Raw genomic sequence first — 25536 nt, 5'->3', positions numbered from 1 at the left:
AGCGAGTAAAGATTAATGACTAGAGTAAAAAAATTGAAAGCGTTAGGTCTAGCCTGTGCGGTTATTGCGGGACTAGCGGCAACAACAACGGCAAACGCACATCCACGTTGGCTATTACCATCACACTTCACTGTATCGAAAGAAGGTGGCGATTGGTTAACATTTGATGTAACGGCATCACACGGTACTTTTGTATTTGATAAACCTGCGGGCAGTGAATTTGCACAAGTGATCATGCCTGACGGTCGTAAAGAGCGCCCTAACTTTGTGATCCGCGGTAAACGACGTTCTATCTTTGACTTCTACTTTGAAGAAGAAGGCACGCACAAGGTAGCGATTAACAATGTACCGTCTTACTACACCTATTATAAAGCGGGCCGTCGCGATACCGTTAAATATGCTAAAGCAAATAAAGCAGAACGCGCGAATATAATCCCTGAAAAAGCACGCGATGTAAGTACACAATTAAGTTATACCCGCGCAGAAAGCTATGTAACGGTTGGAATGCCAACAGAAAAGGCATTAGAAATCGAAGGCAAATACCTAGAAATGCGTCCACTGACTCATCCATCAGACATTGTTGAAGGTGAAGAAGTAAGCTTCCAATTCTTCTTTAACGGTGAACCTCAAGCCGGTGTTGTTGCTGATATTACCCGTGAAGGTACGTTATACCGTAACCACCAAGAGCAAATTAATGTGGTGAGTGACAAGGACGGTAACGTTAAATTCACGCCAAATGTTGCGGGTCGTTATCTGATGAAAGCCAACTACAAAGGTGAATTGAAAAATGATCCGATGGCGGATAAAGCTAGTGTGAACGTGCATTTCACCTTTGAAGCACTATTACAGTAGTTTTTAACGACGACTAAGTCAGTCCTGTGTGGTTCTGAATTATTTATATTATGGCCTGTAATTAGACGCAATCTGATTACAGGCTTTGCTTCTTACTTATTTATCGATTAGTTATTACTTAGTTATTTATTCATAGTCCATAGTTAATTGTTGAGGTCTTCATGACAAAAATGCCAATCAAATCGGCGCTATTAGCGCTTTCATTGATGACGGGTTTATTTCCTGGGACGGCAAGTGCCCATTTTCCACTAATGATCTGCTGGTTCGAGTTTGAAAAAGTGGCTTGTGAAGCGGGTTACAGTGATGCCAGTACTGCGGTTGATTACGCTGTAAATATGTATGACTACGATGACAACCTGATTGCTAAAGCCGTGACTGACAAGCGTTCAATTGTAGAATTTAATAAACCGGATACTGACTTCTACTTAGTATTCGATGCGGGCCATGAAAACCCAGTTGAAGTCGATGTTGTTGAGATAAGCGCAAAATGATCAGTCAATCAGTCCATGCCGATGACGGTGGTCGTGAAGGTAAGTGGGTGGCGTTATTAATCATTTTAATCTTAGCGATAGCGGCATTACTTTTACCTTACCATCAAGCGATATCGAACAATAAAGTACTCGCGAATCATCAGATCTCGATTAAAGATTTACCGTCTGTTGAACTGGCGATGATCGCTGAACTGCGCTTAGCGCATGAAGAGATCCGCAATATTCATCAAGACAGTCTTGAGCTAGAAAGTGTCGAATTTGAAGGTGTCGATATTTGGCCTGATATGGCTGAACTAAAAGAGCTATGGTTAGCGCCATTTATTATAGATAAAAGCTGGGAGCGTAAAGGTAAACATGACTGGCGTAAAGTAGCGCCAGCTTTATATCAAGGCATTCCTGCGCTGACAACGGGCAGTGTTGCGGTGTTATTAAATAGCCAAGATGTACGACCTGAAGTGTGGTTAGCATTAGATATGACGACACCAGCCCCGATGACAGCAAACGCGCTTAATACAGCAGATCTTATTCGTGCAGGTTGGAAACAAGTGGTGTTTGCTGATGATAGTAATTTAGACCATGCAGAACACACAGATAAAGACAGCCACTAAGACGTGACGCGTGTCGACAATGAGAATAGTCATGATGAAAAAAAGCATAATGAAAAATAGCATCAATACAAGCCTAAAAAGTCTAATCGCAGCCGTTGCTACTACAGCTGTATTGCTCATGAGCGGAGCATTACAAGCCGCTGATAAATTAACAATTGGTATTACCTTGCAGCCTTATTACAGCTACGTGAAAGCAGTTGTTGGTGATAAAGCGGACGTATTACCTTTGGTTGATGAAGGGTTTAATCCCCACAATTACCAACCACAGCCGAATGACTTACGCCGTCTTAAAGAGATGGATGTGATAGTGGTGAATGGGATTGGCCATGATGACTTTGCCTTAAAAGTAATTAAAGCAGCGAACCGTGATGATCTGATTGTGATTGAAGCCAATAAAGACGTGCCGTTATTACCTGCTATTGGTCAATCTGTCGGTGACGGTGCGGTAAATCCACATACGTTTGTTGGTCTATCAACGACGATCCAAAAAGTTTACACCATAGCAACTGAGCTGTCTAAGATTGACCCTGATAACGCACGTACTTACCGTAAAAATGCGCGTAAATACGCAACCGAATTTCGCAAAATGAAGCGTCAAGCCATGCTCACGCTGGGTGACTTAGATACATCCGGTATGCTGGTGGCGACAACGCACAATGCTTATGGTTATATTCTGCAAGAATTCGGTGTTGACGTAGCGGCGGTGATAGAACCTGCACACGGTGTTGAGCCGAGTGCGAGTCAGTTGCAAGAAACTATCGAAAAGATCCGCGCGTCGAAGATCGATGTGCTGTTCTACGAATTAAATATGCCAAGCCGCTATGTGGAAACGATTGAGGCGGCCACTGGTGTGCAACTTTACCGTTTCTCACACATGACACATGGTGCGTATGAAGAGAGCAAAGTGGCTGTTGAAATGAAAAGTAACTTAGATACCTTAGTTGAAGCTATGAAGTTTGCAGCAAAGCACTCACTTGCTGATACAGCAGTAATCGCTCCTTCAACAACTCATGCCTCTATCAACAAGCAGCAAGGAAGTTAATTGTGGGACCTGCAATTCGTTTACAACATGTCGGTTTGAAATACGGTGATAATGTCATTTTAGAAGACATTTCACATTATTTAGAAGCGGGTCAATGCCATGTGATCATGGGGCCAAATGGTGGTGGTAAAACATCATTATTACGCTCTATTTTAGGGTTAACCCCTTTCACTGGGAATATTGATATTCAGTGGCCTGAGCATAAAGGCAATATTGGTTATGTGCCGCAAAAGGCTACGTTTGAGTCTAGTTTACCCTTTACGGTGATGGATTTTATTTTGTTAAATCAAAGTCGTAATCCACTGTTTTGGCGTAAGCGTAAAAAAGATCAAGATGATGCACTGGCACAACTCGATCGTGTGGGTATGGCTAACCGTACCGACCGTCGTATGGGACAGTTATCGGGTGGAGAACAGCAGCGTGTGCTATTTGCGCAGTCACTATTAGATAACCCTGATCTACTGGTACTTGATGAACCAACAACGGGGATGGATGAACAAGGCGTACGTTACCTTGAGTCATTAATTCATGAATTAGTTCGTGAAAATAAAACTATCTTAGCAGTGCATCATGATGTCAGTGCTGTGCGCCGTTTAGATGGTCAAGTGCATGTGGTTAATCGTCATTTAGTTGATTCTGGCCCCGTGTCTGATGTGTTACGAGCAGATAAAATTGAACGATTATTCAATCATTACACTGGTGGTAATGTGACTGATAGTCGTTCAGTAATAGACCGCGCTCAAGGAGTTAAATAATGGATACGATCCGTCATTGGGCCCAACTGGGTGTGGATGCTGGTTGGTTGAGTGAGAGCTTCTCTTATTCGTTTATGGTGAATGCGGTGGTTGCCGCGTTATTACTGGGGCCACTACTAGGTGGTTTAGGTACGTTAGTGATCGCCAAACGCTTAGCTTTCTTTTCAGAAGCGGTTGGTCATGCAGCGTTAACAGGTATTGCCTTAGGCGTATTATTAGGTGAGCCCGCTGAGAATCCGATCATCGGCTTATTTAGTTTTTGTATGATCTTCGCCTTGCTACTGCACTTTGTGCGTAACCGTACTAATGTACCATACGATACCTTGGTTGGGGTGTTTCTGGCATTTGCATTAGCAGTTGGTGCAGCATTACTGATGTATGTGGCACGTAAGATTAATATCCATATGTTAGAGAATGTGTTGTTTGGTTCGGTCTTAACGATCACAGATTATGATTTGCTTATCTTAGCGGTGACCTGCGGTGTTATTTTATTGGTATTGATACCGACCTTTAATCGTATTTTATTAACCTGTATCAGCCCTGATATTGCTAAAGTACGTGGTTATGCGACTAATTTTTACGACTATTTATTTGTTATGATGATCACGCTCGTTACGATTGCTTCGGTAAAAATTGTCGGTGCGGTATTAGTGGGGGCACTGCTATTAATCCCAGGTGCAACAGCACGATTATTAACGAAAAACATGGGTAGCTTTGTGCTTATGTCTGCATTGCTAGCGACGATCAGTTGCCTGCTAGGCACTATCTTACCAATGGAATTAAAATTACCCATTCCTTCTGGCGCGGCGATCATTATTGTATCGACGAGCTTCTTCTTAACTGCCACTTGTTACCGCATTGTTCGTAAGGGATAACCGATTATGACTTCTTCATTATTCACCATCAGTGCGGCTGTGCTACTGCTCACTTCAGCGCTTAGTTTTAGTCAAAAGGTGAGTGCCGCAGATATTCTTACCGCGACACCAGTGACTTATATGCTAGCGACAGAGTTAACTAAAGGCACGGGTATTACCACGCAATATTTACCACCAAAACGTTATGGTATATCGCGTTTACCTAACTGGTTTAGCTCGAAAGGTGTGACGTTAACAGAGAAAGCAGCCATTGATGCACAAGTGAGTATCACCCTTGGTGCTGTATGGCCGCAAGATCCATTATTCGTACACGCACGTAAAGGCAACATTCGTATGATTGAAGTGGATGCATCACAAGCTATTTCCCCTCGTGCGCAAGGTGTTGCGGCGCTGCGTTTAGAAGACGGTAGCATTTCGCCATATACTTGGCTTAACCCGACTAATTTAACCCGTATGACGGCGATTGTGAGTCAAGATCTACAACAAGTATGGCCACAGCAAGCTGCGACGATTGCGAGTAACCAGCAAGCCTTGATGATGTCGGTGCGTCACTTAATTAACCAGCAGCAGACCATGTTATTAGACAATGAGATTGATTCTGTTGTGTTGTTGTCGAGCGAGTTAGAAGACTTTGCGTCGGGCAATCAATTGTTTGTGGTTGAACGTTTAACCAAACCAGAATTGGAATGGTCGGCAGCAGATAAGCAGCAGCTTGTTAAGCTATTAACTGAGGATGATAGCTTATGGGTTCTGACCTCGAAAAGAGCTAGCAAGCAGTTAAAAACCTTAGTGCCTAATCCGGCTCGTATCTTAACGATTGACAGTATCGATCGTTGGGGCCGTGGCATTAACGCTGATAAGCCATTACAACGCTGGCAGCTAACACTTTAACTTGATTTTAGGTTGATACTTACAGGCTACAAAATAAAACATCCTGTGTAATTTAGATTATATAGGATGTAAGCCTGTTTAGTTATAATTTTACATTTCTAGCTTAAACTTACACTTCGAGCATCTCCCTTACACTTAATATTTATATAATAAACAATTATCTAGTAGTTTTTTATAGGGTTTTTAGAGTTAAAGTCATAGGACTTATAACTTTAACTCTAAAATTTCTCCGACATCGAAAATAAACTTCTTTCTAAGGCGTAATCAGAATACCTTAGTGTGTAGTTGATCCTGTCTTTATATAACAAATTATTTAACTACCCCTTAAGTAGCGTTAAGTTTGTTTACTTTACTATTTCTTTTAAAGTGTTATAAATGACGCGTTCCACTTGGCATGTCATTAAAAAATAAGGAAATAAAATGAACAAGGTAAAGTTTATCCTCTCTCCACTTTTACTGGGGCTTGCTTTCACCCCACAAGTATTTGCATCTTCAGCTTATTCACCACTTAGCGAGGAAGTTGAATGTCCGGAAGGTTCGTCATTAAATACGCAGTGCTACTATTTGACTGTTCCTAAGGATTACAGTTTAACCAACAATAATCCTGAAGATACTGTGAATCTATTTTACACAGTAACACCAGCTAAAAATGAAGCTGAACGCATCGGGTCTTTAATATTTAATTTTGGTGGTCCGGGTGTACCGGGTTCGTTAGAAGCAATGGAGATGGTAAACGACCTTGCGCGTTGGAACCAAGCATACCCGAAAGTTGGGTATAATAAAGTGAATGAATACTTCGATGTTGTTGGCTTTGATCCTCGTGGAACTGGTGGTAGTGCATTTGCTGAAGAGATCGCTGACTGTGCATTATCAAGCGAGGGATGTGATAAAACATTTCAATCTATTGCCCCTTATATGGGGACAAATACCACAGCAAAAGATCTTGAGTCCCTTCGTGTTGCATTGGATGAAGATAAAATTAGCTACATTGGTTACTCATATGGAACTCGCTTAGGTGCGGTTTATGCGGATATGTACCCTGAACATGTGCGATCTTTCGTTTTAGATTCAGCAATGGCTCCTGCATTAACTAACGTAAATCAACTTTATTATTCAAGCCTAGAAAGTTTTAATAAGGCGTTACGTATACGACTAGAACGCGAGAATCGAGATGCATCTGCTGATATGGGAAAGCTTAGCTGGATGATGTCTAGATTTGAACATAAAGATTTTTTCAGAGCTGCTGATGGTGCAGTCCTTGAAAAAAAACATTTTATCACCTTGCTTGATGCTGCTCGTTCGGTAGATGTTGATAAAAAGTGGGCGCTTGTTAAAAGATCATTATTTCAGCTTTTAGATCATGATAGTGGTGCTGAATTTTGGAATGTTATCGATGAGCTACAGAAAAAAGCAAAAACCGAACAAGAAGAGTGGAAGTTTCAATACGATGCGGTTCATCGTGCAGTCGTATGTACAGATGAGCACATAAAAAAAGAACGTTCAGAAAATAAATTTATAAATAAGTCAGCTGTTTTTGGGCAAACTGTTTATCAAAATAATGCGAGCCTTTGTCAAGGTTGGTCAGCAAAAACGGATCCAATTCTAAAAATAGAAGAAACAGGGACGAAGCTGATGCCAAACAGTGTAATGATTGTGGCCGCAAAAAATGATCCTGTCACTCCTTATAAATGGAGTAAAAAGATGTACAACTCATTTGAGCAATCAGCTGAACTATTAACTATCAATAAAAAAATAGAGAATTGTTTAGTATTCTCGTTCAACCTTAATCCGGAAGCTGATAAAAAAGTGATTCACTTTTTATTAGATTCTGTCGCAATGAAGCAATAAAAACACATTATTTTTTAAGTGCTGTTATTAACCCCTGAAGCTAGCCTCTTGAATATATTGTAGAATTCAAGAGGCTGACCTGTATCTATTTGTTAGCGATAATTTGCAATTAATTTATCTTAACTTACACCTTATAGTAAGTATAATAACCTTTATTTATGTAAGGATAATCAAGTGAAATATCACCGCTTAAATGAGATTATTGAATTATTACAGCCTGAATGGCAGAAAACACCAGATGTAAACTTACTACAATTGCTATCGACCCTGGCTGAAGAGATGAAATTTGAAGGGAAATTAGCTGAGTTGAGTGATGATGCGATTATCTATCACTTAAAAATGCGCAACAGCGAGAAGAATGAAATGATCCCTGGTTTAGCCAAAGATCATGAAGATGATTTTAAAGCAGCATTACTTAAAGCTCGCGGTTTTTTGTAGGCTATTACTTATTCAGCGTCCCCAAATAACGTTTCAACATTTCTGGCGCATCTTGATCGGCTAAGATAGCCGCGGGTGCATGTAGGGCTACCTGCCCATTTACTACAAAAACAATATTGTCGGCTATCTGTAGGGCATCATCTGGGTTGTGGGTGACCATTAAAACGGTAATGCCATGTTCTTTATTCAGCTTGGTAATCAAGCGTAACATTTCTTGACGTAATGCAGGGTCGAGCGCGCTAAAAGGCTCATCTAACAGTAATAACGGCTGCTTGCGGGCAAGACAGCGGGCAATACCAACACGTTGACGTTGACCACCACTTAAATCTGCAGGTAGGCGATCAAGTAACTCTGTTATTTCCACTTGCTGTGCCGCGGTTGAAAGCGCGGTTTGTTGCGCGGTATTTAACTTCATGCTTGGTGCTAAACCAATGGCAATATTTTGTTTAACGGTTAAATGGTTAAACAAATTATGCTCTTGAAATAACGTGGTTATCGGTCGCCGGGCAGGTGCTTTTGTTAATATCGAGTTTTGTTGAAAACGGATATCTCCAGACAAGGGCTGATTAAAACCGGCAATAAGGTTTAGCAGAGTCGATTTACCTGAACCACTTGCGCCGAGTATCGCTAAGGTTTCACCTCGATTAACCGTTAAATCAAAGTGCATTGGCATTTGTTCATAAGCAAAGGTAACATTGTTTACTTGCAATAAAACATTATCGACCTGTAATAATACATTTGTATTAGCGTTACTTAGGTGAGTAGTCTTAGGCATTTTTGCCTCCAATAATACGTTCGAACAGATAGAAAATAACACCGCAAAGGGTTAATAAGAAAATAGCAGTAACAGCGGCTGCATCGAGTTGGTAGCTGCCTAGTTGACGATAGAGCATCAAAGGCAAGGTTTGCATATCTTGACTACCAAATAATGCAATCACACTTAAATCACCCAGTGACAATACACACGCCAGTCCTGATCCCATCGCGATCGGTTTACGTAATAATGGCCATTCGATAATACGCAAACGTTGCAGGCGTGATAAGCCTAAGCTAACCGCCAGTTTGTCATAAGCTGCAAAGCTATCTTGGATAGGTTGGTTCAATACACGGAGTAAGTAAGGTAGTGACATCAGCGCATTGACGAGGATCACCAACCAAGCAGCAATGCTAAATACATCGACATAAGGGCGTAATAATAAGAACAAGCCCGTACCGAGTACGAGAGCGGGTACTACTAAAATAATCGCACCAATATTTTCGATGCTATACGCGAATGCCATTAGCTTAAAGCGCACTTTTAATATGCGCGTCGAGAATAAAATCGAGCAGGCAAGTATCAAACTTAATAAGCCCGAGCTCAGGGCTATTTGTAGTGAGATGCCTGTGGCTTGCCACAGCATAGGGTCGCTAAGAACGGTGAGAGTGCTGCTGTTGATACCACTGCTAAAAATAGCCAACATCGGCGGTGCTAACAGACAACTGGCTAAGATAAAGCTTATCGCATCACAGACTTTACTGCTTAGCGTGTGGCAATCGGGGCGACGAAAATAATTGCCTGATGGCGCAGACATAGGTTGTGACTTTAAAAATATCGCGCTAAAGACCATTAACGCCACGGTGATCGCGACTTGAATGAGTGCCAAGGCTACAGCTTGCTCGATATCAAACTCAAATTTTAACGCTTGGTAGATAGCCACTTCTAAAGTGGCATAGTCAGGACCACCACCGAGTGACATCACAATCGCGAAACTCGTAAAGCACAGCATGAAAATAAGACTGATTAACGAGGGTAATTGTTGTTTTATCTTTGGCCATTCTAAGGTGATAAAGATATGCCGAGATTGTAAATTGAGTTGACTGGCTAAACGCCAAGATTCACTGGGGATCGAGTCTAATGTTTGTAGTAAAATACGCGTGGCTAACGGTACATTAAAAAATAAATGAGCAAGAAGAATACCGATTAAGCCATAAATATAATGGCCTGTTTCTATGTTAAAAAGCCCGAGTAGTTGATTAACCCAACCGCTTTTACCGTGCACAGCAATAATGCCAAAAATGGCAATGATAATAGGCAGTACCAGTGATAAATTAAACAGTTTGATAATCATCTGTTTACCCGCGAACTCTCGACGTGAGAACGCGCGTGCTAACGGGATTGCCAAACCAATACTCAAGCAGGTTGATAAGGCGGCTTGGTATAAACTAAAGCTAATAACATGCTGGGTATACGAGTCTGTAAGGACGCTGCGAAAGTCTAATTCCGCTTGTGAAAAATTAAGTAGGGCAGTAAAGCTACCACCCACCAGAAGTAAAATGATGCTGATGGCGAGCACTGCGCTACACCACCAGTATTTATGCGAATTCGCGATCATAATTTTTGATTAATTGTTTACTAATTATTGGGTAACAGCGTTACGCCATTCCTTCACCCAAGATTTACGGGATTGAGCCACTTCTTCTGGTGTGAATTCTAAGGTTTTTGCTGGCGTAATTAATTGGTCAAACTCATTTGGTAGTGCCGCCGCTTGTTTCGCTGGTAGCATCCAGTTACCTGTTGCAATCACATCTTGGAACGCGGGTGTGAGTACAAATGCCATGAATTTTTCGGCTAACTCAGGATTCGGTGCATCTTTTAGACGGGCAACCACTTCAGTCTGTTGATAATGACCTTCACTGAATTCAGCGGCTTTATATTTGAATTCTTTCTCTGCAACCATGTGGTATGCCGGTGACGTTGTATAGCTTAATACCATGTCTGCTTCGCCTTTTAAGAACATGCCGTAAGCTTGGCTCCAGCCTTTCGTAATTGTTACCGTTTTAGCTGCTAGTTGTTGCCATGCTTGTGGTGCTTTATCACCATAAACAGCTTTTATCCATAGCATAAAGCCTAGACCTGGTGTGCTGGTACGTGGATCTTGATAGATAATGCTCAGATCTTTACGTTTAACTAATTCAGCCAAACTCGCTGGTGGGTTGGTCAGTTTCTCACTGTCGTAGATAAATGCAAAGTGACCATAATCGAATGGAATAAAGTACTTATTCGTCCATTCGTTTGGCAGTGATAATGTGCTGGTATCTTGTTGGTGTGGTGCAAGCAGTTTGGTTTTTTCTGCTTCAGCCATCAGGTTGTTGTCTAAGCCTAATAATACATCTGCTTTGGTGTATTTACCTTCCAGTTTAACACGATTAAGAATGCTAACACCGTCTTCTAATGCGACTAAGTTCAGTTCGCAATTACATTCCGCTTCAAATGCGGTTTTTACTTTTGGACCAGGGCCCCAATCGGATGCAAATGAATCGTAGGTATAAACATTTAATACTGGCTTGTCAGCTGCGTGAGCTACTTGCAATGATAGTGTAGGTAATAGTAGGGCTGTGCAAAGTGCTAGTTTTTTGATCGTGTGCTTCACGTGTTCTCCTAGAATGTGAAGCATAGAACTTATGACTCAATTGGTCGAATCTCATTCCTATGCCAGCATTATCTGGTTCAAGTTAATACGGGTGTTATCTCAGCCACAATGACTTTTTCAATGAAAAGTCTGGTAGCACCCCGATGAGTGAACGCACATTGTATTTTTATTTAGGTTAAAGAGCCAGAGACAATAATTATATTGGCTTATATTTTATTCACTACCTTCTTTTAATATAGTTGCTTTATAACTTCTGGTAATTTAAATCTGGGTTGAAATCTTAACATTCAAGAATGTGGCTTACATTTTTATTTATATAATAAACAAGTAGATAACTAACCATTTGTAGGTGGTTAAAGGCTGGTTTATATAGTAATTTCAGGGTTATGTTTGAATTTTGCTCTAATTGTGCTTAATGTCTTATTTATCAGTGATGAAAAATGCTTGTCAAATAATTCATTTTTAATTATTTCTAATTAAATTAATGGCATAGGTGTAAATGTACGTTACATTCCCTTAAGTTACTATTTTTATTAACATGATATAAGTGGTCTGTTGTGTTTTCCATGTTATTAAAAAGTAAGGGAATAAAATGAAAAAAGCAGTGTTTTGTCCACTACATTGTGAGGTTGTGGTTTTATCTACATCAGAAGTGCTATCACCTTCAGGTAAACCGCTATGAATTTTAAAAGACGTGATTTTATTAAGTCAGGACTATTGGGCGGTACGGGGTTATTTATAAGCTCGCCTCTTTCTGCTCTACCTCGATTTTCATTATCTGAACAATCTAGCGTAATGACGGTCTCATTCTCTGGTACTGCTTGTACTCGAGACGAAGGTGAGGTGTCTCGAGAGGGGAGCGATAAAGATATATATTTACCGTCAACTGGATATATTCCAGTGAGAATTATGAATGAACTAGGTGGTGTAGGAAAGACGGTAAGAGGGGCTGGTGAGAATGATTGGGCTCATACAAGAGATACAAGTGAGCCATTATTAATAAACGGGCCTCTTAAGGCTCCCGACGATTTACTTCATGATATTCGTAACTATATCAGTGGTAATCAGTACACCAAATATAAAGAATCGATAGTTGGTTGGACGATGCCTGCTTTAGCATTACACGGTGCCAATGTCGCAGCGGCGAGTAAAGCAGAAACATTTAATTTTATTGGCCACAGCCGAGGTGCTTGTGAATGTATTATGGCAGCTTGGTTTCTCTACGCTTATGGCGATGAAAAGACAAGAAATACACCAGTAAATATCTTCGCTATTGACCCTGTTCCGGGGCCAGGAACTTGGTGGAGCATTCTTACGCAACTTCCTCCGAATGTTGTTAATTATGTTGGTATTTACTCGTGGGATCAGTCATACAATTTGAATGTTCAAGACCATGCTTTTCAGGCATTAGTACCTCGACCAAATGGCCGAATGAGAGGCGAGAGTAATGATATAAAAATTCATGATCAATCGTGGTGGGATTGGATTACAAGGTATCCAGCATGGGGGGTAATGGCAAACGAAGTACAGCAGGTCGACCCACTATTACCTGACGAAAATCGTCCTCAGCCTAAAGGTTATGAACTTTATACTTGTCGAGGAAGACATAGCACAATTGCGGGTAATACGACTGCCGATGGTAACTATGATCCAATAAATTCGAGTTTGACTGTCGCGCCTGTGCCCGAATTGATATACAAAATAGCCAGAGGTTATTTGACTAAATGGGGCTCGAGGTTTTCTACTCCCTGCGCCGTTGAAAAAGGTGTATTAGCGTTACGACAGGAAATTCATACGTTCCATCGTGAGTTTGACGTAATGGGAGGGGGGGCAACTCGAAACAGCACAACTTTTCCGAATAGACCTTATGTTCGACGTGTTTCATCTATTTGGGGACGAGATTCAAATGATACTTATTACATGGATGATGTGGTTGGCGATCCACCTTATAAGCTCTCATACCCTGTTACTACGGAACGAAAAAATAAAGGTTGGGTTGATTGGAAGTTCTTATAAGCAAATTTCAACTTAATTAAAATGTTTGTATTTTTGTTAGGTTTCCCCATTCCTTAGTTTTAAAATAATGCCAATAGATGAGAATAAATATGAGTAAAATAGACGATATTAAAAGTGAGTTGTCCGAAAATAAGCTTTTTTATCATGATAGCGAAAACAATTATGTAAGGTTACTGGATACCCCAAATATTTGGGGGATGTCTTTTGGACCAGAGATAATGCCGAGGGCGATAGCACGTCAAGGTGAGTTTGAACGCGCAATCGTTGAAATTGTTCAAAAAACACGTTATCGATGTGATGTGTCGTCTCTCAATAGTCCTGATCCTGATTGGGCTAAAGCTATCTTAGGTGCAATCGATACATCATTAACAAAGCAGATGGGTAGAAGTGAACCGACGCAATTTAGATTTTTATTTGGACAAACCCCCTTATACCCGATCAATGAACCTGAGAATTTAACTGATTTTAAATCTGCATTGGTTCGTCTTATACGCAGTCGTTCTCAATATTGGGAAGTCATGCCCGAATTTGTGGTGGGTCGCTTCTTTGAGCGTGTATCAGGTTCTTGGATGTCGGCGCAAAAGAAGTTTTTACCTGCTGCATTAATATCTGACTCAGATACAAAAATGACTTGGAATCATACCAAAATTATCGTCAGTGATGGTGTTGAGTCTTTGGTTGGTGGTCATAATTTAAATATGGATTTATTCAGAAGTTATCCGCCAGTTCATGATGTATCAGTGGTGGTTCATGGTGATGCAAGCTATGGATCTCAGCTATTTTTAAATGAGATGTGGAAAGCAGATACTTTTCTGTTAACCAAAGAATCATTAGATGTTGATACACTTAATTGGAATAACAGAGATACTGAACCTGACTACCCAAGTGATCCGTTAGCACTAAGCTATGTTCTAGATTATATAAAAGAAAAACAAGATAATGTTTTAACGGTCCATGAGACAGGTGTTCAACCAGGTTCAGATCCGGTAAGACCAAACTTAGCACCACAGCCTCCAACAAGTAATATTAAAGATTTCGATTTACGTTCAATAGCAGATCTAGAGGCCGATGTATTCGAAGAACGCAGTGTCTACAATTCTTATGCTCAGTTAGATCAATATAAAAAGGCCAGTCGAATTTTAACGGTAGGTAAATACTGGACGGGTCCTAACCGAGACACTGATTTTAAAATAGGTTCTGAAATTATGAAGAAAAGCCTTATTTTAAATGCTAAAAACAGTATTCGTATGTCACAGCAGGACGTCATTAGTGCTTGGAAGAAAAATTGGAAAGATCACGTTGTATGTCATTGGCTTATTGAAGCTTTATTAAAGAATGAAAACTTGAATGTTCAGATCGTTGTGTCTCCCTTAGATGCGGGAGCGGGTGCGGGAGGTGATCAATATTCATTTGGCTCTGGTGCCGTTCGCACATTTGAATTAATTAAATATTACATCACTCACGATGTTGATACTGATACCTTGCTTGATGATAGTGATGGAAAACGTGCCGATACATTATCGCGATTATTTGTTGCGCCATTCTTTTATACGGATCAAGTACCGTTCGATAAGCAAGATGAAGGGGAAACATATAAGTGGCCAGAATTACCAATCGAAGGTCGAACGGCGACTTTAAAAGGCAAATCGTTATCGGAAGAACCGCCTGAAAAAGGGATTATTGGTCATCCATTCTGGACGACTATTAGTGCCAGTGGTTATTTTTATGGTCGCGTGGATGCTGCGCCTGGGAATCATGCCAAGATTATGATTGTTGATGATGAAGTATGTATTGTTGGGTCTGACAATATGTACCCAGGGAATCTTTCTGAAGTTAATTATCTTATTGAAGGTGAGGCGGTCGGCGAGTTACTTAAATCGTACTGGACACCGTTATGGAAGTATTCTAGTCCGCATGCGCACACCGGTTAACTGAGACACTCTTTCCATTTAGATTTGCGGCAGATTCATAAAGTTTGGGTTTGTCGCAAAATTTATTCTGACTTTCACGAGTTTTCATTCAATCATTCCTTTAGTGGCTGAGCGTCGATTGGCTTGCAGCAGATCATCGACTTTATTGTCGATAAAGGCATGTTGGACTGCTAGCTGACTATTATAATCAAATAGTTATTTGGATCGCATTATTCTTGTTATACAACGCCGAGTTAATGAATGATGACTATACTCAAAATAAGATAAAAAAATTCATAGTTTTGGATTATTTATAACTTGAGAACATTTATAAACTATAGCAATAAGAGGGATATTGATGTGCTAAAAGCTAACTTAGAACGACGTAGTTATCACCGGATGTTAATCGACTCACCGGTTCAGGTAACGGATAAAGAAAAGAATGTTACCGCTATCTGTCGTGATTTAAGCGCCAGTGGAATGTCGTTAGATGTACCTGAAAGCTATTTTTCATTGAATGATAGCGTCAGTATTTTTTTACCGACTGGCGATTCACGTGTACCGCCTCTACAGGCTGAAGCGAAGGTAACACGGGTTGATAGTGACGGAGATGTTTATCAAATAGGTGTTGAATTTACCAGTTTGACTTAGTCATCTTTATTTATATTTGAGTCATAAATAAAGCCAGATAACATGATAATCCAATAAAAAGGCCGATGGTGACTATCACTATCGGCCTTGTTCGTTATAACCATTTACCTTATTAAAAAAGTATAATGTTCATGACTAATTTGAGCTACTATATTAAATATTAAGCACTAACTTTAGCGGCAATTAAGTCACCCATTTGTGCCGTGCTTTGTACTGGTTTAGTATTCGCATCACTGTGCAGATCGCCTGTCGCATAACCTTCTTCTAATACAAATGAAACCGCTTGCTCGATAGCTTGTGCTGCTTCTTCTTGTTTTAGTGAGTAACGTAACATCATTGCAGCAGATAAGATTTGTGCGATTGGATTCGCAATCCCTTTACCTGCGATATCAGGTGCAGAACCACCTGCTGGTTCGTACAAACCAAAGTCAGAATCGTTCATACTTGCTGACGGTAACATCCCCATAGACCCTGTGATCATTGCACATTCGTCCGAGATGATATCACCGAATAAGTTGCCACAAAGCAGTACATCAAATTGCGATGGATCTTTGATCAATTGCATCGCTGCGTTATCGACATAGATATGCTCTAGTTCAACTTCTGGGTAATCTTGTGCGACTTCTAGTACCACTTTACGCCATAAAACAGATGTTGCTAGTACGTTAGCTTTATCAACAGACGTTACCTTATTGCCACGTAGTTTCGCTGCTTCAAATGCGATGCGAGCAATACGTTCAACTTCCGAACGGCTATATAACATAGTATCAAAACCCGTTTCTTCAGGGCCTTCGCCTTTGCTACCTTTTGGTAAACCGAAGTAAATACCACCTGTTAATTCACGTACTACGACTACGTCAAAACCGTTGTTTGAAATATCTGCACGCAGTGGCGAGAACTTTTCTAAACCAGCATAAATTTTTGCTGGGCGTAGGTTACAAAAGAGCTTGAAGTGACCACGCAATGGTAATAATGCGCCACGTTCTGGTTGCTCTTGTGGTGGTAGTCCTTCCCATTTTGGACCACCGACAGAGCCGAATAAGATGGCATCTGAATTTTCACACGCTGTGAGTGTGCTTGCTGGTAATGGAGTACCGTGGTTATCGATAGCAATACCACCAACGTCATTAAAATTATACGTTAGTTCTAAATTAAACTTACTTTGCACAGCAGCAAGTACTTTAATTGCTTCCGCCATTACTTCTGGACCGATACCGTCACCTGGTAATACAGCAATATTGTGTTTTGTTACAGTCATCCTTAGCCGCCTTCTCTATATTATTGATTTTGTTTTTTTAGTTTTTGTTGTTCTACCGCGTTTGAGCGATGGATATTATTCATTACGTGGATATAAGCCAGTGCCGAAGATTCAATGATATCTGTGGCTAAGCCGATGCCGTGGAATTTACGGCCTTCATAGGTTGCTACAATATCGACTTGACCCAGAGCGTCTTTACCTTCACCTTTTGCGGTAATGTGGTAATTAGCGATATCGATATCGAAGCCTGAAATACGACTTAAACATTTATAAACGGCATCAACCGGACCATTACCAATCGCAGCTTCAGTATTTGTACAAGACTCATCCGTTGTTTCTTGTTGTGAGATCAGGCTAATCGTAGCGGTTGCTTTCACACCAGAACCGGACTGAACACTGAGATAATCTAATTTAAAGTGTTCTTCATCTTCGTGCAAATTATTAAAGAAGATTAACGCTTCAAGATCATAATCGAATACTTGGCCTTTTTTATCTGCCAGTTGCAAAAAGCTTTCGTACAGTTCATCAAGATTATAATCGTTGTCGGTATAGCCAAGCTCTGCCATACGATGTTTGATCACATGACGACCTGAACGTGAGGTTAGGTTCAACTTGTTTTGCGTTAGACCAATGCTTTCAGGAGTAATAATTTCATAGGTATTTTTTGATTTTAACACGCCATCTTGGTGAATACCTGAGGAATGTGAAAATGCATTGGCACCAACAATTGCTTTATTAGCCTGTACTGGCATGTTGCAGAGTTGACTGACTAATTGGCTGGTACGGTAAATTTCTTGCGGGTTAATATTAGTGGTCTTACCTAATAAATCTTGGCGTGTTTGCAAGATCATTGCAATTTCTTCTAATGAACAGTTACCTGCTCGTTCACCAATACCATTGACCGTGCACTCGATTTGACGTGCGCCTTGTTCAACCGCCGCAATTGAGTTCGCTACAGAGAGACCTAGATCATCGTGACAATGTACCGAGATCACCGCTTGATCAATATTCGGGACTCGATTGAATAAATTAGTGATGATGCCGCCGAATTGCGATGGCACAGTATAACCAACAGTATCGGGGATATTAATCGTCGTTGCACCAGCTTTAATCGCTTCTTCAACCATTCGGCATAGGTTATCGATAGGGGTACGGCCTGCATCTTCGCAAGAAAACTCTACGTCATCGGTGTAGCGACGCGCATGTTTAATGGCGTGGCGACCCATCTCTAGCACATCATCAAAACTACGTTTTAGTTTGCTTTTTACATGAATGTCAGATGTTGAAATGAAAGTATGAATACGAAAATCTTTCGCAACAGAAAGCGCTTGGCCAGCAGCATCAATGTCTTTTTCTAATGCACGAGATAGGGCACAAACACGGCTGTTTTTAATATTACGTGCGATCGTCTGCACTGACTCAAAATCACCAGGTGATGAAATCGGAAAACCAACTTCCATAACATCAACACCTAAACGTTCAAGTGCAAAGGCTATTTGTAATTTTTCTTTTACGGTTAAGCTCGCTGATAATGCTTGCTCTCCATCCCTTAAGGTCGTATCAAAAATAATAACCTGGTTTGACATTATGAATCCTTCAATTGCCGTTATATAAAAGAGTATTTCTGCGCCGCGTATTATTATTAGGTTGCGATAAATAGCCATCTATATATAAATTAATTTTATGTATTAATCTTTACAGGCTTGGTTGTTTTTTGTCAATTAATTTATATACAGGCTGGTCTCTGAGGCTTCATCTTTATGAAGTAGGAATATTAGACCTTTTCTTGATCTATGCCACACTTAAAATAGGTTTTTGATCATGAGGTGGGATATGTTATTTAAAAATGAACAAGGTGAGATGGTTGAGCTTGCAGATGACCTAACACTAAAAGAGTTAACGGATATGGGGATCGATATTTCCTTAGTGGAAAGAGCGAGTGACGAACCATTAGATAGCTGGTCACATCTAGCGAGTCATTAGGTATATTTATGGCAGAAAATGTTATAAATTTCGGCGAAATGAGCCGATTTTAATTAAAATGACGCAATTGTTGGATTTTTTAGTGTTAAATAGGATATAAAATATTCATTTGTTTTACAAATGACATTTTACAAGCTACCCTCTCGGGCTTACAACTGTAAGCCGAGTTCGTTTGCGCCCGAATTAACATGAGAAATAGACATGAGTCAGCATTTCGTAAATCAGATCCTTGCAAGGATTGAGAAGTATCAAGATAAAACTGCCCTGAAAAGTAAAACTAAAACAGGCTGGGATCGCATTAGCTGGAAGCAGATGGGCGAGCGTATTGAAGGACTTGCAAATAACTTGCTTAACCGTGGACTTAAAGTTCAGGATAACGTTGGTATTTGGTCAAATAATTTACCTGAATGGACAATTGCAGATCTGGCTTTACAACAGTGTCGCGCTGTTTCTGTACCACTTTATCCAAGTAGTACGTCATCACAAGCAGAATACATTATTAATGACGCTAAGATGACTTGTATGTTTATTGGCGATAAGGCCGAGTTAAAGCTTGCGCTACCATTACTGGATAAGTGTGAATCTCTGCAGTCGCTTATTGTTTTTTCTTCAACGGTCACTTTACCCGATGATCCCCGCGTGGTTGCCTATGCCGACATGCTGGCGTTCACCCCTGGTAGTTCATCATCGATAGCATTAGATTATCGTATTGAGAATGCAAAAAACGATGATCTTGTTACGTTAATTTATACATCAGGTACCACTGGTGAGCCGAAAGGTGTGATGCTTGATTATGCCAACATTCAAGCTGCATTGGCAGTGAATGAGCCGGAAACACGTTTAGAAGAAGATGATATTTCATTGGCATTCTTGCCATTAAGTCATGTGTTTGAACGTATTTGGACGTTTAACGCATTATTCTGGGGGGCTGAAAATACGTATCTTAAAGATCCAGCAAGAATCCAAAAAGGCTTAACGGATACCCAGCCTACAGTGATGTGTGCGGTGCCTCGTTTGTATGAAAAAATTCATACTACGATGATGAATAAAGTTGAAAATGCCCCCGCGGCACGTAAAAAATTATTTCATTGGGCTGTGGCTATTGGTAAGAAGCGCTTTGCAGCACAACAAGCCGGTACGTTTGTATCACCGTTATTGAAATTACAGCATGCAATTGCCGATAAATTAGTATTCACCAAATTACGCGCAGTATTTGGTGGTAAGGTACGTTTCTTCCCTTGTTCAGGGGCAAAACTTGATGATGAAGTTAATTTATTCTTCCAAGCAATCGGTATTCATCTTAAATACGGTTATGGCATGACAGAAACTGTTGCTACAGTTAGCTGTTATTCTAAAGACTTTAAATTAGGCTCTATCGGGTCGATTTTACCAGGCATTGAAGTGAAATTGGGTCATGAAAATGAAATTTTGATAAAAAGTCCGACGGTAATGCGCGGTTACTTTAATAAACCAGAAGAAACAGCAAAAACATTTGATGGTGAATGGTTAAAAACAGGTGATGCAGGTGCGATTGATGAAAATGGCTACTTATATATTACAGACCGTTTGAAAGACTTAATGAAAACTGAATGCGGTAAATATATCGCCCCTCAGTTAATTGAAGGTACGTTAGGTCGTGACCGGTTCATTGAGCAAGTGGCCGTATTTGCAGATGCAAGAAAATATACATCTGCGTTGATTGTTCCTGCCCAAGAAGCGATTGAAGAGCATGCTAAAACGCTTAATTTGAAATATGAATCCTATGTTGAATTACTCAAGCATACCAAGATCGTCGAGTTACTTGATGAACGTGTTAAAGAGATGCAGAAAGAGCTGGCTAAGTTTGAGCAAGTGAAGAAATTTAAGTTGATGGCATCACCTTTTACCAATGAAAAGGGGGAGCTAACACCAACACTTAAATTAAAACGTAAAGTTATTCAGGAGCGTTATAGTAGTTTGATTGAAAGTATGTATGGCACTGTTAAGAAAGGGAAAAATGTAAAGCCTTAAGTGTTTACATTTCTCATGCTCAATCCCGTTGTACATTTTTAGTGGCTTACAACGGGAGTATTAATTTTTGCTCACATTTATTACTGAGTAATATTTATTGCTCTAACACTTTCGACTATTTCTTGCTAAGCCTCGTAAATTATTCACACCATTGTTATTTATCTAGACTAATATTAACTCAATATGGGTAAGCAGATTGGTAACAATGGATAGTGCTAATATGAACAGGCTTAATACCAGAAGTTCTTCACATCAATGGCGTAAAGTATTATTCACCGTAATTGTATTAGGTGGCTTACTTGCGCTGTTTTTTTGTCTCTATATTTTAACGTTTTCCAGTGATACTGCCTGGTTCTTTTTATTAGAACTGTACCATGTGACGATGCGTATTCCGAGTTCACTTATTATTATCGCGTTTGCCAGTGTTATTAGTGTGGTGTGTGTTTATAAGCGGACTTTGCGGAAAGTAAATTCGGAATTACACAACCTACAAGGGCAACTTGTAGAGCTGGACCTATCGGTCTATTTAGATCGCGGAACTGGGTTAGCGAATCGATTTAAATTTTTAGAAAGACTTGATGCCAGTATGGTTAAAGGAAAAGGTAAGATTGCGTTATGTATTCTGGATTTAGATGATCTTAAAAATATCAATGATACATTAGGCCATAAAGTGGGCGATCAAGTTATCGCAATCATAGCGCAACGTATTAAATTATCGTTAGATAACACACCACAACCTACTTTGTATAAGACCAATATTTTTCGTATTGGTGGCGATGAGTTTGCTATTCTCATCATGGGTATTTCAGAAGCCGATGATATCGCGCCTATCCTGAACAAACTGCTGAAAAATATTCGCCGAAAAATTGAGTTGTCTGGTGAGAGTATCTCTATCGGTGTCAGTATTGGTGTCAGCATCAGTCCTGAACATGGTACTTGTAGCGATGCATTACTGAGAAAAGCTGACATGGCAATGTACAAAGTAAAGGCGTCTGGAAAGCATGGCGTTGCCTTTTTCAAACCGGAATACATGCGAGAATTAGAGTATCGAGTAAACCTAGAACAAGAGATTAATACGGCGATTAGTAAGGGAGAGTTTGAAATTTATTATCAACCCGTTATTGATATCGCCACAGAAAAGGAACTGGGATTTGAAGCGTTAATTCGTTGGAATCATCCGGTTCGAGGCCTGGTACCACCCGATGACTTTATTCCTGTTGCAGAGCAAACCGGTCTTATTGTGCCTATGGGACAGTGGATTATTAAGCAGGTTTGTGGTGATTTATCGTTATTACAGGTCAATAATCCGGATTACTTTATTGCCATTAATATTGCGCCGCAGCAGTTGGCTGACCGTGCTTTTGTACATAATGTTAGAAGTATTTTGGCTTGTTACTCATTATTACCGAGTCAGATCCATTTTGAGATAACTGAAACAACATTAATGAATGCGGACAGTGATAATTTACGTGTATTACGTGAATTAAATAATTTAGGTATTAAATTATGGATTGATGATTTTGGTACCGGTTATTCTTCATTTAGCTATCTACACAAATTTCAATTTCATGGTATTAAGCTCGATCGCAGTTTCATCGAAGGTGTCGTTGATTCTGAGCGTAGTCAGAATATCGTCAAAGGTATTTGTGCGATGGGTGACGCTTTAAAACTAGAATTACTCGGTGAAGGCATTGAACAACCCGAGCAAGCTGAATTTTTGTTAAAACAAGGTTGCTCTAAGGTTCAGGGATATTGGTACGCAAAACCGATGTCATTATCAACATTAAATATGTGGTTGGCGAACCGAAATGAAAATACGGCCATTGAAATGATTGAGCAACCATCGGCATAACTAAATACCTTTCATTGTTTAGTTATTTTTTAAGTGGGTTGTTTTTACATTAAGCGATGCTATTACATGGCTAACATCTTGATTTACATATTTTGTTATTTAAAATCAGTCGTTTAACTGCTCGTTACTCTTTGTATCTCCCTTATTTAAGACCGAAATATATCGTTATTAGAGATGATAATGAATTTTTTTGATATTTAATTTCTCATATCACTTTTAAAGATGATTTTATTTTGTTAATTTCAATAAATAAACCAATAAAAATAAAGTTAAATCTAATTCAATGGGAAGTTTAAACTTGTAACCAACTTGTTACAATGTGGACAGTTGTCAAACTAGAATTAGGATATGGGCCGGGAGGGCCTGCTTATGGAAATGTTGTCTGGTGCCGAAATGGTAATCCGCTCACTGGAAGATGAGGGTATTGAGCATATCTTCGGTTATCCTGGTGGCTCTGTTCTTGATATTTATGATGCGTTATTCGAATCAAGTCAAATTGAACATTTTTTAGTGCGTCATGAGCAAGCTGCAGTACATGCTGCAGATGGTTATGCACGTTCAACAGGGAAAGTTGGTACCGTCCTTGTTACATCTGGACCAGGTGCAACAAACTGTATTACAGGTATTGCAACAGCATATATGGATTCGATTCCTCTTGTTGTTTTATCAGGTCAGGTTCCTACGTCAATGATCGGTAACGATGCATTTCAGGAAACTGACATGATGGGTGTATCTCGTCCTGTCGTAAAACACAGTTTTTTATGTAAAACCGCAGCTGATATTCCTGATGCAATCAAAAAAGCATATTATATCGCATCAACAGGTCGTCCTGGACCTGTGGTGATTGATTTACCAAAAGATACACAAAACCCGTTATTGAAATTTCCGTACAAATACCCTGAGAGCGTCTCTATGCGTTCATATAACCCGGTTAAATTGGGTCATAAAGGACAAATACGTAAAGCGGTTAAAGCAATTGCCACAGCGAAAAAACCAGTGTTGTATGTTGGTGGCGGTGCGGTGATTGCCAACGCTGAAGCGCAAGTACTTAAATTTGCTGAACAGCTAAATCTGCCAGTAACGAACACTTTGATGGGGCTGGGTATATTCCCAGGTACACACCCTCAAAATATCGGTATGTTAGGTATGCATGGTACGTTTGAAGCAAATAAAACGATGCATAACTCAGACCTTATTATTTGTTTAGGTGCACGTTTTGATGATCGTGTGACGAATGCAATTGATAAATTTTGTCCAGAAGCAAAAATTATTCATGTAGATATCGATCCAACGTCAATTTCGAAAACAGTCCAAGCGGATATTCCAATTGTTGGCTCTATCGAAGTGGTTGTTGAGCAGATGTTAGACATTATTGATGAACTGCAGGTCACTGCTAATGAGGAAGAACGTGGTACGTGGTGGAAAACAATTGATGGTTGGCGTACTAAGCAATGCCTAAGTTATGAGACTGGCACATCAATTAAGCCACAAGCCGCAATTCAAGCTTTATATAAACATACTGATGGTAAAGCTATTATTGCGTCGGATGTTGGACAACATCAGATGTTTGGTGCTTTGTATTATCCATACGATAAACCGCGTCAATGGATCAACTCCGGCGGCCTAGGTACGATGGGCTTTGGTTTCCCTGCTGCTATGGGGGCTAAAATTGCACACCCAGAAAAAGTTGTATGCTGTATTTCTGGCGATGGTTCTATCCAAATGAACATTCAAGAGCTATCAACGTGCCTACAGTATGGTATTGCGGTGAAGATTATTACCCTGAATAACGGTGCGCTAGGCATGGTAAAACAGTGGCAAAAAATGTTCTATGATGGCCGCCATTCTCATTCTTATATGGAGTCAATGCCTGATTTTGTTAAATTAGCAGAAGCTTATCATCACGTTGGTATTCAGGTGAGTAAACCTGAAGATCTTGATAAAGCGTTTACTGAGTGCTTCTCGGAAGAAAATAAAAATCGTGTTGTATTCATGGATATTATTATTGATCCAGAAGAACATGTATATCCGATGCAAATTAAATATGGCGCAATGGACGATATGTATTTAAGTAAGACGGAGAAAACCACATCATGAGACGTATAATTTCAATATTAACAGAAAATGAATCGGGTGCTTTGTCACGTATCGTTGGTCTGTTCTCACAACGTGGTTATAACATTGAATCTCTGACTGTATCAACGACAGATGATGAAACATTATCACGTTTGACGTTAGTCACGAACGGTGACCGTGCTGTGATTGAACAAATCATGAAGCAATTAAATAAGCTGATTGATGTATTAAAAGTGAGTGATTTGACTGAAGGTGCGCATATTGAGCGTGAGCTATTACTTATTAAAGTAAAAGCTGCAGGTTTTGTTCGTGCAGAAGTGAAGCGCACATCAGATATTTTCCGTGGTCAAATTGTTGATATCACAGATTCTTTATACACAGTGCAACTAGCGGGTGATAGCGACAAACTTGATGCTTTCATCGAAACATTAGCATCGCATACTGAGATTGTTGAAGTGGTTCGAAGTGGTGTTTGTGGTATCGCACGTGGCGAACGCTGTTTAAAAGCATAATATAGCGTTATCATAACTATAAAAGCCAGCGCATATAATATGAGCTGGCTTTTTATTA

The 25536-nt window shown here is 40.0% G+C and carries 22 protein-coding genes; 17 read left to right on the top strand and 5 right to left on the bottom strand.

Annotated elements, in window-relative coordinates:
- The first annotated feature begins 15 nt into the window (after window positions 1-15).
- The 9 genes from HWV03_RS19430 to HWV03_RS19390 all read left to right on the top strand — a co-directional run bounded on the left by HWV03_RS19430 (window position 16) and on the right by HWV03_RS19390 (window position 7800).
- Window positions 16-852, top strand: a complete 837-nt coding sequence (locus HWV03_RS19430) for a DUF4198 domain-containing protein (protein WP_211677474.1) — start codon at window positions 16-18, stop codon at window positions 850-852.
- A gap of 161 nt (window positions 853-1013) precedes the next feature.
- The gene (locus HWV03_RS19425; protein WP_211677473.1) at window positions 1014-1343 is read left to right on the top strand and encodes a hypothetical protein; all 330 of its coding nucleotides are present in this window, start codon (window positions 1014-1016) and stop codon (window positions 1341-1343) included.
- Window positions 1340-1951: a DUF6162 family protein gene (locus HWV03_RS19420; protein WP_211677472.1), complete on the top strand. Its 612-nt coding sequence runs from the start codon at window positions 1340-1342 to the stop codon at window positions 1949-1951. The genes HWV03_RS19425 and HWV03_RS19420 overlap by 4 nt, the downstream gene beginning before the upstream one ends.
- A 31-nt stretch (window positions 1952-1982) precedes the next feature.
- Entirely contained in the window at window positions 1983-2993 is a 1011-nt protein-coding gene (locus tag HWV03_RS19415; RefSeq protein ID WP_255546935.1) for a metal ABC transporter solute-binding protein, Zn/Mn family, read from the top strand.
- Window positions 2994-2995: 2 nt separating this feature from the next.
- Window positions 2996-3748, top strand: a complete 753-nt coding sequence (locus tag HWV03_RS19410) for a metal ABC transporter ATP-binding protein (RefSeq protein ID WP_211677471.1) — start codon at window positions 2996-2998, stop codon at window positions 3746-3748.
- Window positions 3748-4623, top strand: a complete 876-nt coding sequence (locus tag HWV03_RS19405; protein WP_067048585.1) for a metal ABC transporter permease — start codon at window positions 3748-3750, stop codon at window positions 4621-4623. Before HWV03_RS19410 ends, HWV03_RS19405 begins: the two co-directional genes overlap by 1 nt.
- Window positions 4624-4629: 6 nt before the next feature.
- Complete coding sequence (locus HWV03_RS19400) at window positions 4630-5514, top strand: ABC transporter substrate-binding protein (protein ID WP_211677470.1); 885 nt, start codon at window positions 4630-4632, stop codon at window positions 5512-5514.
- 420 nt (window positions 5515-5934) lie between these two features.
- Entirely contained in the window at window positions 5935-7362 is a 1428-nt protein-coding gene (locus HWV03_RS19395; protein WP_211677469.1) for an alpha/beta fold hydrolase, read from the top strand.
- 174 nt (window positions 7363-7536) lie between these two features.
- Window positions 7537-7800 (top strand): YihD family protein, encoded by a 264-nt coding sequence (locus HWV03_RS19390; RefSeq protein ID WP_211677468.1) that lies wholly within the window; start codon window positions 7537-7539, stop codon window positions 7798-7800.
- 4 nt (window positions 7801-7804) lie between these two features.
- Here the strand turns inward: HWV03_RS19390 and thiQ are convergent, their stop codons facing one another.
- From thiQ to thiB, 3 genes are read right to left on the bottom strand one after another with little or no spacing between them, the layout of a single operon-like run.
- A complete protein-coding gene (gene thiQ / locus HWV03_RS19385; RefSeq protein WP_211677467.1) occupies window positions 7805-8575 on the bottom strand; it encodes a thiamine ABC transporter ATP-binding protein in 771 nt (256 codons plus the stop codon).
- Window positions 8568-10172 carry a thiamine/thiamine pyrophosphate ABC transporter permease gene (thiP, locus tag HWV03_RS19380; RefSeq protein WP_211677466.1) on the bottom strand — a complete coding sequence of 535 codons (1605 nt, stop codon included), beginning with the start codon at window positions 10170-10172 and terminating at the stop codon, window positions 8568-8570. The genes thiQ and thiP overlap by 8 nt, the downstream gene beginning before the upstream one ends.
- 24 nt (window positions 10173-10196) lie before the next feature.
- A complete protein-coding gene (gene thiB, locus HWV03_RS19375; RefSeq protein ID WP_211677465.1) occupies window positions 10197-11210 on the bottom strand; it encodes a thiamine ABC transporter substrate binding subunit in 1014 nt (337 codons plus the stop codon).
- A gap of 678 nt (window positions 11211-11888) precedes the next feature.
- Between thiB and HWV03_RS19370 the strand changes: the two genes are divergently transcribed.
- From HWV03_RS19370 to HWV03_RS19360, 3 genes are all read left to right on the top strand, one after another.
- Window positions 11889-13226 carry a hypothetical protein gene (locus tag HWV03_RS19370; RefSeq protein ID WP_211677464.1) on the top strand — a complete coding sequence of 446 codons (1338 nt, stop codon included), beginning with the start codon at window positions 11889-11891 and terminating at the stop codon, window positions 13224-13226.
- Window positions 13227-13315: 89 nt separating this feature from the next.
- A complete protein-coding gene (locus HWV03_RS19365; RefSeq protein WP_211677463.1) occupies window positions 13316-15157 on the top strand; it encodes a hypothetical protein in 1842 nt (613 codons plus the stop codon).
- Window positions 15158-15496: 339 nt separating this feature from the next.
- Entirely contained in the window at window positions 15497-15787 is a 291-nt protein-coding gene (locus HWV03_RS19360; RefSeq protein ID WP_211673069.1) for a PilZ domain-containing protein, read from the top strand.
- Window positions 15788-15947: 160 nt separating this feature from the next.
- Here HWV03_RS19360 and leuB read toward each other — a convergent pair whose 3' ends face one another.
- Entirely contained in the window at window positions 15948-17045 is a 1098-nt protein-coding gene (gene leuB / locus HWV03_RS19355; RefSeq protein WP_211677462.1) for a 3-isopropylmalate dehydrogenase, read from the bottom strand.
- A gap of 20 nt (window positions 17046-17065) precedes the next feature.
- On the bottom strand, window positions 17066-18631 hold the full coding sequence (leuA, locus tag HWV03_RS19350; protein WP_211677461.1) for a 2-isopropylmalate synthase: 1566 nt from the start codon (window positions 18629-18631) through the stop codon (window positions 17066-17068).
- Between the two features lie 247 nt (window positions 18632-18878).
- On the opposite strand from leuA, the gene HWV03_RS19345 reads away from it, so the two are divergent.
- From HWV03_RS19345 to ilvN, 5 genes are all read left to right on the top strand, one after another.
- Window positions 18879-19028: a 2-isopropylmalate synthase gene (locus HWV03_RS19345; protein ID WP_067048546.1), complete on the top strand. Its 150-nt coding sequence runs from the start codon at window positions 18879-18881 to the stop codon at window positions 19026-19028.
- A 201-nt stretch (window positions 19029-19229) separates the two neighbouring features.
- Window positions 19230-21038, top strand: a complete 1809-nt coding sequence (locus tag HWV03_RS19340; RefSeq protein WP_211677460.1) for an AMP-dependent synthetase/ligase — start codon at window positions 19230-19232, stop codon at window positions 21036-21038.
- Between the two features lie 220 nt (window positions 21039-21258).
- Window positions 21259-22890: a putative bifunctional diguanylate cyclase/phosphodiesterase gene (locus tag HWV03_RS19335; protein WP_211677459.1), complete on the top strand. Its 1632-nt coding sequence runs from the start codon at window positions 21259-21261 to the stop codon at window positions 22888-22890.
- Window positions 22891-23259: 369 nt separating this feature from the next.
- Entirely contained in the window at window positions 23260-24987 is a 1728-nt protein-coding gene (locus tag HWV03_RS19330) for an acetolactate synthase 3 large subunit (RefSeq protein ID WP_211677458.1), read from the top strand.
- Window positions 24984-25478, top strand: a complete 495-nt coding sequence (ilvN, locus tag HWV03_RS19325) for an acetolactate synthase small subunit (protein ID WP_045109012.1) — start codon at window positions 24984-24986, stop codon at window positions 25476-25478. The genes HWV03_RS19330 and ilvN overlap by 4 nt, the downstream gene beginning before the upstream one ends.
- Window positions 25479-25536 lie beyond the last annotated feature (58 nt).

Origin of the sequence: Moritella sp. 36 (assembly GCF_018219415.1) — a bacterium.
GTDB lineage: Bacteria > Pseudomonadota > Gammaproteobacteria > Enterobacterales > Moritellaceae > Moritella.
The sequence above is the reverse complement of the archived record's forward strand: the minus strand, read 5'-3'. Positions and strand labels throughout refer to the sequence as shown.